Source organism: Mycobacterium kyogaense (assembly GCF_036946525.1).
GTDB classification, from domain to species: Bacteria; Actinomycetota; Actinomycetes; order Mycobacteriales; family Mycobacteriaceae; genus Mycobacterium; species Mycobacterium kyogaense_A.
In genome coordinates this window covers 15772-27066 of the sequence record NZ_JAQIIY010000043.1, presented here as the reverse complement: position 1 = coordinate 27066, position 11295 = coordinate 15772, and the positions used below count along the sequence as shown (strand labels likewise).

Below are 11295 nucleotides of genomic sequence, written 5' to 3'. Positions count from 1 at the left end.
AGCGCCTATGGCACAACAGAATTCGACGCCAAGATCCGGGCCGCCGAGGCACTGACCGGGCAGGCCAGGCAGGATGCATTCGCCGAACTGTTCGCCGAGGAACCCAAGGAGATCATGCAAATGGCCTACATCGCCCACATGAAGGGCATCCTCGGCAAATCCCCCCGCGTCGACTACACCCCCGATCCCGCGACGGGCGACGAGATGCGGCTCGCCGCGATGACTCCTGCCGGTGACGACCGCACCGACCAGTCCTGAGAAACAGGAAGGCCAGCCCCATGTTCCCCTTCGTCCGGCGCCGGATGTACTCCAGCGCACTGCCGTTGATCATCGTGCTGCTCGGCGTGTTCCTCCTCGCCCGGCTCACCGGTGACCCCACGAACCTGTACCTGCCCGAGTCCGCCACCGCCGACCAGCGCGCCGAGTTCGCCGCGGCGAACGGCTTCAACGATCCGCTGATCACCCAGTTGATGGACTACTTCAAGGGAGTTCTGCACCTCGACTTCGGCACCTCGCTGCGCACCGGTGAGTCCGCGGCGGACATGGCTCTGCGGGCCTTCCCCGCCACACTGCAGCTGGCGATCACCACGATGCTCCTGGCCATCGTCGGCGCCGTCGTCATCGGCTGCTGGGCCGCATACCGCCCCAACTCGCTGGCCGATCGGTTCTCCAGCCTGCTGTCCATGACCGCCGCGTCGATCCCCGACTTCTGGTTCGCCATCACCGGCGTGTGGCTGTTCGCGGTGCTGCTCGGCTGGCTGCCCACCTCCGGGGTCGACGACGGCATGCTCAGCTGGATTCTGCCGATCGCGACGCTGATGATCCGGCCCCTCGGCGTGCTCACCCAGGTGGTCCGCGGAGCCATGGTCTCAGCGCTGTCAGCACCGTACGTGCGACTGGCTCGCAGCAAGGGCGCCAGCGACTTCCGCGTCGTCAGCCACCACGCCCTGCGCAACGCCGCCGCGCCCGCCCTCACCGTGGCCGGCGACCTCGCCGTCGGGCTCATCAACGGCGCGGTCGTGGTCGAGGCCATCTTCGGGTGGCCCGGAATCGGAAAACTGATGATCGACGCCATCCTGCAGCGGGACTTCGCGGTCCTGCAGGCCGCGGTGCTGCTCACCGCGGTCAGCATCTTCCTGCTCAACATCTTCATCGACGCCTGCTACGCGCTGCTCGACGCGCGGGTGCGGGAACCGGCTCGCGTCTAAGACGGCAACCCAGACCGCTAGGAGCACACTCATGACTCAGATCGACCTGATCCCGGTCAAACCCACCACGGCGATCGTCGGCGAGGACGACACCGACAGCGCACGTACGCGCGGCCGGTCACTGTGGTTCCGGCTGCTGATCAACGACCGCGTCGCGTTCGCCGCCGCATGCGTCCTCGGCTCGTGTTCCTCACGGCACTGCTCGGCCCCGTCCTGTTCGGCGACCTCGCCACGCGCATCGACCTGGACAACTCCAACCAGGCACCGTTCACCCTCAGCCACGGCTGGGCGAACATCCTGGGTACCGATCCCCTGGGCCGCAGCATGCTCGCCAGACTCGTCGTCGCCTGCCGCACCACACTGTCGGTTGCCGTGCCCGCTGTGGTGATCTCCGCAGTCGTCGGCTCGGCGATCGGAATGTGGGCGGGCTACCACCGCGGCTGGCGCGAAACCGTGGCGATGCGCATCGCCGATGTGATCATGAGCTTCCCGTCTCTGCTGCTCGCCGTCGTCGTGCTCTACGTCTTCTCCCCCAGCGCCGCCAACATCGTTCTGGTTCTGGCCATCACCCGTATCCCGGTGTACCTGCGTACCGCCCGGGCCGAGTCCGCCGAACTGCAGAGCCGCGTCTTCGTCGACGCCGCACGCACTTTCGGAGCCGGCGCCAACTCGATCATCGGCCGACACGTGCTACCGATCGTGCTTCCCACCCTGCTCACCGTCGCGACACTCGATTTCTGCTACGTCATGCTGGCCGAGAGCTCGCTCAGCTTCCTGGGCATCGGTATCCAGCCCCCGGACGTCAGCTGGGGACTGATGGTCTCCCAGGGCCGGACCTATCTGCACAGCGCCTGGTGGCTGTCGTTCTTCCCCGGTCTTGCCATCGTGATCACCACAGTCTCGGCGACGATCCTGGCCGCCTGGGCACGTATCGCCACCGACCGGGCCAGCGGTGGCGTCTCACCGTCCCGCAAAAGCGGCTGGCCGCCTTCACCAAGACCGGAAAGGCCCTGCGATGAGTGCACTCGCCGACCACGACATCCACGTCGACTCGTCACCGGTCCTCGAGGTCGACGGACTGTCGGTGGAGGTCCGCACGATCTCCGGCACGCTGCGGGCGGTCAACGAGGTGTCCTTCGGCGCCCGGCGCGGCGAAACCCTGGCTCTGCTCGGCGAATCCGGCTGCGGCAAGTCGATGACGGCGACGGCCCTGGTCGGCCTGCTCGAGCCCGTCGCCGACATCGTCGGTGGCAGCGCACGACTCGCGCACCGGGGCGGGACCGTCGATCTGGTGACGGCCGACCGCAAGAAGCGTCGTGCGATGGCGGGCACCGAACTGGCCATCGTCTTCCAGGATGCGCTGACCGCACTGAACCCGCTCTACACGGTCGGAACCCAACTGGCCGAACCGTTTCGTATACACCACGGGCTCTCCGCGAAAGAGGCCAAGGGCAAGGCCGTCGAGTTGATGGCCAGGGTGGGAATCCCGCAGCCAGAGACGAGGATGAACTCGTATCCGCACCAGTTCTCCGGCGGGATGCGCCAACGGCTGCTGATCGCGATGGCCGTCGCGCTGAATCCGAGCGTGTTGATCGCCGACGAGCCCACCACTGCGCTCGACGTCACGGTGCAGGCGCAGATCATGGCGCTGCTACGGGACCTGCGCTCCGAATACAACATGGCCGTCGTGCTCATCACCCACGACCTCGCCCTGGTCGCCGAGGAAGCCGATCGCGTCGCCGTGATGTACGCCGGAAACATCGTCGAGACCGGCTCTGTCGCGGAGGTTTTCGCGAACCCCCGGCATCCGTACACCAAGGGGTTGCTGAACTCGGTTCCGGTCAATGCGCGCCGCGGCGACAGCCTGAAGTCCATCGGCGGCTCACCACCTGACCTGCACGCGGTCCCCGCCGGCTGTGTTTATCAGGCCCGCTGCCCGTTGGCCCGCGACATCTGCGCGACGACACGGCCGGTCCTGTCGGGCACCGACCGCGCGACAGCCTGCCACTTCCCGGAAGAGGTCACCAATGTCTGATCGATCCAAGTCGAACGGGAGTCCCCTGCTCGAGGTTCGCGACATCCGCAAGTCCTTCCGGGTACCGCACGCCGGCAAAAGCGCCCTTCGCGCACTCGACGGCATCACGCTGGACCTCAAGCACGGCGAAACACTCGGCCTCGTCGGCGAATCCGGCTGCGGCAAGTCCACGTTGGCCCGGACGCTGATGATGCTCGAGCGGCCCGACGAGGGCACCGTGCGCTTCGACGGCGTCGACCCCTTCAGCCTCAGGGGATCTGAACTCCTTGCGTTCCGCCGCCGGGTGCAGATGGTGTTCCAGGACCCCTACGCGTCACTGAACTCGCGCATGTCGGCCGCCGAGATCATCGCCGAACCGTGGCGCAGCCACAAAGGCGTGGTGAAGAACCGACAGGACCGCGACATGCGGGTCCGCGGCCTGCTCGACATGGTCGGTCTCGGCGCCAAGGCCGCCAATAAGTATCCCCAGGAGTTCTCCGGGGGACAGCGGCAGCGCATCGGTATCGCACGGGCACTGGCGCTCGACCCCGATGTGATCATCTGCGATGAACCGGTCTCCGCTCTCGACCTGTCGGTACAGGCGCAGGTACTCAACCTGCTCAACGACCTGCAGGACCAACTCGGCATCAGCTACATCTTCATCTCCCACGACCTGTCAGTGGTCCGCCACGTGGCCGACCGGGTGGCCGTGATGTACCTGGGCCGGATCATCGAGAACGGGCCCACCGAGGCGGTCTACGAGCGGTCCAACCACCCCTACACCGCGGCCCTGATGTCGGCCGCGCCCTCACTCGACAGTTCCCGCCGCGGTGAGCGCATCCTGCTCAAGGGTGAAGTCCCGTCACCGATCGATCCACCGTCGGGATGCCGATTCCGGACCCGGTGCTGGAAAGCGACCGACGTGTGTGCGACCACGACACCGCCCCTGGCCGTCGACCCTGCCACACCCGAGCATGCCGCCGAATGCCACCATCCTCTGCTGCTCGAAGGGAGTGGCCGTGAAACCGTGCCGGCATGAGTGTCGGCGGGTATTGCATTCTCGCCGTGGCGATCTTCCTGGCATCCGCCCTGCAGGCGTCGATCGGCTTCGGCATGGGCATGTTCGCGGCACCGATCGTCGCCCTGGTCGATCCGGCGCTGATTCCGGGCACACTGATCATGATGGCGACCCTGGTGACGCTGATCGTCGTGGTGCGCGAGCGGGAGGCGATCGACCTGTCCGGCACCGGCTGGGCGCTCGTCGGTCGAGTACCCGGCACCATCGCCGGCGCCCTTCTTCTCGCGGCACTGCCGCACCGCGCGCTGTCACTGATGCTGGCCGCTGTCGTCCTCGGCGGAGTGGTACTGACCAGCAGCGGTTGGATTCCGGCGCCACGCCGACGCAACGTGGTGATCGCAGGAGCGACCTCCGGACTGCTCGGGACGGCGACCTCCATCGGTGGTCCTCCGATGGCGTTGGTGTGGCAACGCAATTCCGGACCCCGGCTGCGCGGCACCATGGGCGGGTTCTTCCTGGTGGGGTCGGTGATGTCGTTGATCGTGCTGTTCGTCACCGGCGCCGTGGACGAACGCACCTGGTGGGGCTTCACCGTGCTGGTACCTGCGGCGGTGGCGGGCTATCTGTTGTCCGTGATGGTGAACCGGCATCTCAATCCGGCCCGGCTGCGTCGAGTGGCGATCGTCGTCTCCGCCGTGGGCGCTGCGCTGCTGATCGGCCGCGAACTGTTGGCCTTGTGAGAGAGCTTGTGAGGGAGTTGTCGTGACAGAGGACCTTCCGGTGCGCAAGGTCAAGTCCGCGGTTCGCACCGTCGAGCTGCTGGAGTACCTGGCCGGCCGCCACGACGAGCCCGCGCGGTTGCGGGAGATCAGCGATGCTCTCGACATGCCGCGCAGCAGTGCGCATGCGCTCCTGCGCACTCTCGTCGGTCAGGGCTGGGTCCACTCGGACTCCACGGGAACGCTCTACGGCATCGGTATCCGCGCTCTGCTGGTCGGTACCAGCTACCTCGACAGCGATCCGTACCTTCCGCTGATCGTCCCCTTCCTGGACGACCTGCGCGCAGCCCTCGACGAAACATTCCACCTCGGCCGCCTCGACGGCACCGACATCGTCTACCTCGCCACGCGCGAATCCCAGCAGTACGCGCGCACTGCGAATCGCGTCGGCAGGCGCTTGCCCGCCTACGCCACCTCGCTCGGGAAGGCCTTGCTGGCCGAACAGTTCGGTGTCGAGCGCGAACGGCACATCCCGCCGGTCCTGACACCTCTGACATCCCAGACGATCACCGAACGCGCCGTGCTCGACAGCCAACTCGACGAGGCCCGCATCCGCGGTTACGCGGGAGACGACCAGGAAAACACCGCTGGGGTCAGGTGTTTCGCGGTACCGCTGCGTTACTGCCGGCCCGCACAGGACGCGATCAGCGCGTCGATACCTGTCGACCGACTGAGTCCGCAGCGCGAGCGCGAGATCATCGACGCGCTGCAGAGCACCGGCGACAAGGTCTCCCGTGTCGTGCGCCCACTGGCCAACGGCGACAAATGGTTTGCGTCATGATGCCCGAGAGGAACCCCATGAGAACACCCGTGGTCACCGATGTCACCGTGATCCCGATCGCCGGACACGACAGCATGCTGCTCAACCTGTCCGGTGCGCACGGGCCGTTCTTCACCCGCAATCTCGTGGTCATCTCCGACTCGGCAGGCAACACCGGCGTCGGCGAGGTTCCCGGCGGCGAACCGATCCGCCGCACGCTGGAGGACGCACGACACCTGATCGCCGGCCGCAGTATCGGCGACTACCACGCCGTGCTCAACGACGTGCGCCGCGCATTCGGCGATCGCGACGCGGGGGGACGCGGCGCGCAGACCTTCGATCTCCGGGTGGCCGTGCACGCCGTCACGGCCGTCGAGTCGGCTCTGCTCGACCTGCTGGGGCAGCATCTCGAGGTCCCGGTGGCGGCACTGCTCGGTGACGGGCAGGTCCGCGACCGCGTCCAGGCACTCGGGTACCTCTTCTTCGTCGGCGACCGCCGCAGGACCGACCTCGCCTACCGCTCTGCTGCAGACGAACCCGCGGATGCCGACGACTGGATGACGGTGCGCCACGACGAGGCACTGACCCCCGATGCGATCGTCCGGCTCGCCGAGGCCGCGCAGGCTCGCTACGGGTTCGCCGATTTCAAACTCAAAGGCGGAGTGCTGCCTGCGGCCGACGAGGCGAAAGCCGTCATCGCGCTGGCCGAACGCTTCCCGGAGGCGCGGATCACCCTGGATCCCAACGGGGGGTGGCTGCTCGACGACGCGATCCGGACCTGCCGCGAGCTTCGCGATGTGCTCGCCTACGCCGAAGACCCCGTCGGTCCCGAGCGTGGCTTCTCCGGGCGCGAGGTGATGGCGGAGTTCAAACGGGCCACCGGACTACCCACCGCGACGAACATGATCGCCACCGACTGGCGGGAGATGGGACATGCGATACGGGCCGGGGCGGTGGACATCCCGCTGGCCGACCCGCACTTCTGGACGATGGCCGGGTCGGTGCGTGTCGCGCAGCTGTGCGACGCCTGGGGTCTGACGTGGGGATCGCACTCCAACAACCACTTCGACGTGTCGCTGGCGATGTTCACACACGTCGCCGCTGCGGCGCCCGGCAATATCACCGCGATCGACACCCACTGGATCTGGCAGGACGGGCAGGCCATCACCGTCGACCCGTACGACATCGTCGACGGCCACCTGACCGTGCCCGACGCACCGGGGTTGGGTGTGACGCTCGACGAGGACGCCGTCGCAGCGGCCCATGCGTTGTACCGCGCCGAGGGGCTCGGTGTCCGCGATGATTCGATAGCGATGCAGTACCTGATCCCCGGCTGGTCCTTCGACAGCAAACGTCCAGCACTGCAGAGGAACTGACGTGAAGATCGTCGTCGCCGATCCGAATCTCCTTCCCCACCGAGACCGCTTCGAGGAGATGGCACCCGCGGGGTCGGACATCTGTTGGCTGCCGGACGGCGCCACCGAGTCGGACCTACGCGATGCGGACGTGTATGTCGGCAGTCGGTTCACCGCCGACATGGCCCGCAACGCCGAGAAGTTACGACTGATCCACGTCGCCGGCGCGGGCACCGACAAGATCGACTTCGCGGCGTTGGACCCGGACACACTCGTCGCCAACACCTTTCACCACGAACGTTCCATCGCCGAGTACGTGGCGGCTGCCGCGGTGATGTTGCGCCGCCGCTTCCTCGTCCAGGATCGCGAGCTCCGGGACGGGGTCTGGTCGACGTCGGTCTACGACCGTTCGATCGACCAGGCCGCCACACTGGGTGAGGCGCGAATCGGTTTCGTCGGGTTCGGCCACATCGGGCGGTGCAGCTGGAATCTGTTGCGCGCGTTCGGGTGCACCGGCGCTGCGGTCACCGGTTCAGGCCGCGGCGCGCACGACGAGGGGCTCGCGTGGGTGAGCGACACCGGTGCGCTCGACCGGCTGATGCGCGAGAGTGACGTCGTCGTGGTGTCAGCCCCGCTGAACTCTGCGACCGCGGGAATGATCGGCGCCTCACAGCTCGCGGGGCTGGGCGCCGACGGGGTTCTGATCAACGTCGGGCGCGGCCCGCTGGTGCAGGAGCAGGCGCTCTACGAGGCGCTGGCCGGGGGCGTGATCGCCGCGGCCGCGATCGACGTCTGGTACCGCTATCCGACCGACGGAAGTCCCTGTGCCCCCAGCGATTTCCTTTTTGGCGAGCTACCCAACGTGCTGATGACACCGCACTCGTCCGGTGTCACGTCGGACACCTTCGCGGGCCGTGTCGAGGACGTGACGGCGAACATCCTGCGGTTGCAGCAGGGCACGCCGCTGCGCAACGTGCTCGCCGGGACTCCGAGCTAGGGCGTGTAGTCGTACTGCGGCTCGTGGAACCGGTTGATGATCGGGATGCGTTCGATGATGCGATCGCGCAGCCGCGGCTGCGGATTGTCGACGACCACCGGGGGAGGCACGGCCGCCGGGAGCGGACCACCCGGGGGGACCAGGACCGGCGCACCCGGCGCGGGGGCCAGGTAGTCCGGCGCCGGGGCGGGCGGCACGTACTCCGGCGCCGGCGGGGGCGCGGCAGCCGGGGGTTGCTCCACCACGGGCGCCGCCTCGGGCGGAGCGGGTAGCTCCACGGCCTCGGGAGCCGGCACCTCGTTGACGACGGGCGCCGCAGGGGCCGGCGGCGGCGCGGCCGGCGCGGGCGGAGCCACGACTTCGGGGGCCGGCGGGGCCGCCTCGGGCACCTCGTTCTGCACCGAGCGCGCCATGTGCGGGGCGGGATCGGGGGTGAGGCTCAGCCCGACGGCTGCCGACACCGACACCACGAGCGTCACGACGGCGGCAGCCAGGACCGAGGCCAGCACCGCGGTGGCCGAGAGGCGCCGCCCCGAGGATCGGTCGGCGACCTCGAGCAGGGCGACCGCCGATGCCGCCGCCGACGCGGCCCCTCGGGCGAGTGCCAGCTCCGATTGATCGGCAGACACCACCGCGGCGTTCGTGCGCTGCTGCAGGACGGCCATGGCCCCAGCGATGTCACCGGAGCCCAGCACGATCGCCGCGTCTGCGGCCGGGAGCTCCGCTTCTGCGAGTGCGGCTCCGTCCACACGGTCTGCCGTGACGCCGTCAGGGGTCACCCCGACCAGCACCGATGCTGCGGGTTCCGCGACGTAGACGATGACCCGCTCGTGTCCGGCGACCTCGGCGATACCGAGCGCCAGAGTCTCGGCCGCCTCGATATCGGAGACCGCGATGACGTTCTCGACACCACGGTCGGTCAGCGCCTGCCACACCGCGCTCGCGGTGCTTTCCGCCGAAGAACACCAGGTCAGGCCCACGGCATGCAGGCGGCGGGAGGCGTCCTCGCCGATCAGGGAGTCGAGCAGCGCGCCGGCGTCCACGCCGGCACGGTCGACGGATCCCCGATCGATGGTGGCGCCGTCACCGGCGGTGCCTTCGACCAGCACCCAGCGCACCGATGACGACGTCATCGACAGGCCGAGCACAAGGTCCATGACGTCACGATCCGATCTCTCTGCGACTAATCGACGACCCTACCGCGCCTGCCGTGACCCGCAAATCTCGCTCAGGGCGCACCTTCGAGCAGGTGGCGTCGCCACGCCATCGCCGCGTGCGCGCTCATCCCATGGAAGTTCAACCAGGACAGGTCGGCGTTGCCGACGCAGCGATGCGGCTCCCCCAACCACGATGGCCGGTCAGCGCCGCAGCGGGAGCAGTGCGCAGACGTCATCGACACAACATCGCATCCCAGACCGCACCCCACCAGCCGACCGGCATCCCCCGATCGGAGGACCAGGGTTTCGTCCCCGCCGTCCACTGCCCAGCGGACAGACGGAAACCCCCGACGCCGGGCATTCTCATATCAACGCCGGGACACCCCGGCAGAGAAACCAAATATCAACGCAGACAAAGGAAATCATCATGAACATCACCGCCCGCATCGTCGCCGCACCCCTGCTCACCGCCGGCATCCTAGGTGGCGCGCTCGGACTCGCCGGGACCGCCGCCGCGGCTCCCTCGACCACGCACTCGACTCCTGCGCACAACGGCCATGCGCCGAGCACCCCGCGTGACACCAGGTCGCACATGCCCACCCAGCCGCGAGTGTTCAGCCCCTCCATCGCGACATCACCGAAGACTCACGTGCACACCCCTGCCGCGCACACTGTCCGGCACCGCCACCACCGCCACGTCCACCGCGTGTGGTGACCAGAGGTCAGGCAGCCTCGCCGTTCGCGGCGGGGCTGTCGGCCTTCGAGTCGTCGGACTGTGACGGGGCCTGGACCTTCTTCGGGGCGTCCTCGGCCGTCGCGTCGTTGCTCGACGCGGAGTCGCCGTCGCGCTCGTGACGTGCACTCTTCTTCTCGTCGCGGGTCGCCTTCGCGTCCTCGAGCGCCTCACGGAGATGCTTTCCGGGAGTCCAGGACGTGCGCTTGTGGTCCTGATCCTGGTCCTGGTCCTGGTCCTGCTCGCGCGGTTCCGGCGTCGACCGCTGCGACTGCTCCGGCTCGACGACTTGCGGCTCGTCCACCGTCGCCACCTGCGGCTGCGCGTTGCGGCGCGGGAAGATGGTGGCGCGCGTCGGTGCACCGTAATCACTTCTGTCGTACGCAGTTTCGATGATCTTGCGCAGTGGTGCGTCCAGGGCCGCGATCACCGGAGCGGGCAGGAAGGGATCGAGTGGCATCAGCAACGGGATCGGGTAGGTCCGCACCACGTAATAGGTGGTGTTGCCGTGGACCTGGTAGTAGTCGCTGTCGCCCGACTCCCTTGCCGCAATCAGATCCTCGGCCGTCAGATCGAACTGAGTGTTCCCGTGTACCAGGGCCATCCCCGCGATCGCATTGGCGATCGCCAGCGGATTCCACAGATACGTGGGGAAATCGGACCAGCCGTCGTACTGGCGAGCGACGTCGATGGTGGGGTCTCCGTCGGAGGTGGGCCCGTTGAAGGTGACGTCGAGGATCGGGATGTGCAGCCCCTCAAAGCGTTCCAAGATGCCGCCGTTGGGCCGGTTCGGATTCGCCACGAGGATGTAGGTGTTGCCCTCATGGGTCGCCTTGTACTGCGACGCGACGGCCGCACCCTGGGAGAAGCCAAAGATCACGTCCCCGTTGGCAACACCCGCCTGCCCAAGGTTGGCCACACCCTCGGCGACGGACTCGTCGAATTTCAGGTCTCTGAAGCCGCCCGCCGAAATGGGCCAGAATCCGGCGTTGTAGTCGACCTTCTCGTAGGAGCCATCGGTCTGCGGCGCGCCGGTGCCGTTGACCACAGCGCCGATGAAGTCCTCGTACTCCTGCTGAGTGGCCTGGTGACCGTTGGTGGTGCCTCGCAGGTAGTGCAGGGTCGCGAGCAGCTGGGGGCTCACCGACATCGTCGGGGCGGTCCCGAGGACCGCCGCGCCGGCGACGGCGACGCCGGCCATGCCGACCGCGGTCACTGCTGCCTTGGCGCGCCTCCTGGTCGCTTGCGGCTTCTGCGCTCGATGCCTGCCGTGT

11 protein-coding genes and 2 pseudogenes are annotated in these 11295 nt (G+C 68.0%); 10 read left to right on the top strand and 3 right to left on the bottom strand.

Annotated elements, in window-relative coordinates; genetic code table 11:
* The 9 genes and pseudogenes from PGN37_RS26585 to PGN37_RS26545 form a co-directional block, all read left to right on the top strand.
* A pseudogene (locus PGN37_RS26585) lies at nucleotides 1-258 on the top strand (ABC transporter substrate-binding protein); the annotation flags it as partial.
* A gap of 20 nt (nucleotides 259-278) precedes the next feature.
* Nucleotides 279-1208, top strand: a complete 930-nt coding sequence (locus PGN37_RS26580; RefSeq protein WP_335333946.1) for an ABC transporter permease — start codon at nucleotides 279-281, stop codon at nucleotides 1206-1208.
* 31 nt (nucleotides 1209-1239) lie between these two features.
* A pseudogene (locus PGN37_RS26575) lies at nucleotides 1240-2227 on the top strand (ABC transporter permease).
* Entirely contained in the window at nucleotides 2224-3243 is a 1020-nt protein-coding gene (locus PGN37_RS26570) for an ABC transporter ATP-binding protein (RefSeq protein WP_335333945.1), read from the top strand. The pseudogene PGN37_RS26575 and the gene PGN37_RS26570 overlap by 4 nt, the downstream one beginning before the upstream one ends.
* A complete protein-coding gene (locus PGN37_RS26565) occupies nucleotides 3236-4261 on the top strand; it encodes an ABC transporter ATP-binding protein (protein ID WP_335333944.1) in 1026 nt (341 codons plus the stop codon). Before PGN37_RS26570 ends, PGN37_RS26565 begins: the two co-directional genes overlap by 8 nt.
* Nucleotides 4258-4980, top strand: a complete 723-nt coding sequence (locus PGN37_RS26560) for a sulfite exporter TauE/SafE family protein (protein WP_335333943.1) — start codon at nucleotides 4258-4260, stop codon at nucleotides 4978-4980. Before PGN37_RS26565 ends, PGN37_RS26560 begins: the two co-directional genes overlap by 4 nt.
* Nucleotides 4981-5002: 22 nt before the next feature.
* Nucleotides 5003-5800: an IclR family transcriptional regulator gene (locus PGN37_RS26555; protein WP_335333942.1), complete on the top strand. Its 798-nt coding sequence runs from the start codon at nucleotides 5003-5005 to the stop codon at nucleotides 5798-5800.
* Between the two features lie 17 nt (nucleotides 5801-5817).
* Nucleotides 5818-7155: an enolase C-terminal domain-like protein gene (locus tag PGN37_RS26550; protein ID WP_335333941.1), complete on the top strand. Its 1338-nt coding sequence runs from the start codon at nucleotides 5818-5820 to the stop codon at nucleotides 7153-7155.
* 1 nt (nucleotide 7156) lies between these two features.
* The gene (locus PGN37_RS26545; RefSeq protein WP_335333940.1) at nucleotides 7157-8131 is read left to right on the top strand and encodes a 2-hydroxyacid dehydrogenase; all 975 of its coding nucleotides are present in this window, start codon (nucleotides 7157-7159) and stop codon (nucleotides 8129-8131) included.
* On the opposite strand, the gene PGN37_RS26540 is transcribed toward PGN37_RS26545, so the two are convergent.
* Together PGN37_RS26540 and PGN37_RS26535 are read right to left on the bottom strand one after the other, a co-directional pair.
* Nucleotides 8128-9288: a DUF7159 family protein gene (locus tag PGN37_RS26540; protein ID WP_335333939.1), complete on the bottom strand. Its 1161-nt coding sequence runs from the start codon at nucleotides 9286-9288 to the stop codon at nucleotides 8128-8130. The genes PGN37_RS26545 and PGN37_RS26540 overlap by 4 nt on opposite strands.
* Before the next feature lie 71 nt (nucleotides 9289-9359).
* Nucleotides 9360-9524 (bottom strand): hypothetical protein, encoded by a 165-nt coding sequence (locus PGN37_RS26535; RefSeq protein ID WP_335333938.1) that lies wholly within the window; start codon nucleotides 9522-9524, stop codon nucleotides 9360-9362.
* Nucleotides 9525-9715: 191 nt separating this feature from the next.
* Here PGN37_RS26535 and PGN37_RS26530 point away from each other — a divergent pair, with 191 nt between their 5' ends.
* Entirely contained in the window at nucleotides 9716-10003 is a 288-nt protein-coding gene (locus PGN37_RS26530; RefSeq protein ID WP_335333937.1) for a hypothetical protein, read from the top strand.
* A 7-nt stretch (nucleotides 10004-10010) separates the two neighbouring features.
* Here PGN37_RS26530 and PGN37_RS26525 read toward each other — a convergent pair whose 3' ends face one another.
* A complete protein-coding gene (locus tag PGN37_RS26525) occupies nucleotides 10011-11237 on the bottom strand; it encodes a PE-PPE domain-containing protein (protein WP_335333936.1) in 1227 nt (408 codons plus the stop codon).
* Nucleotides 11238-11295 lie beyond the last annotated feature (58 nt).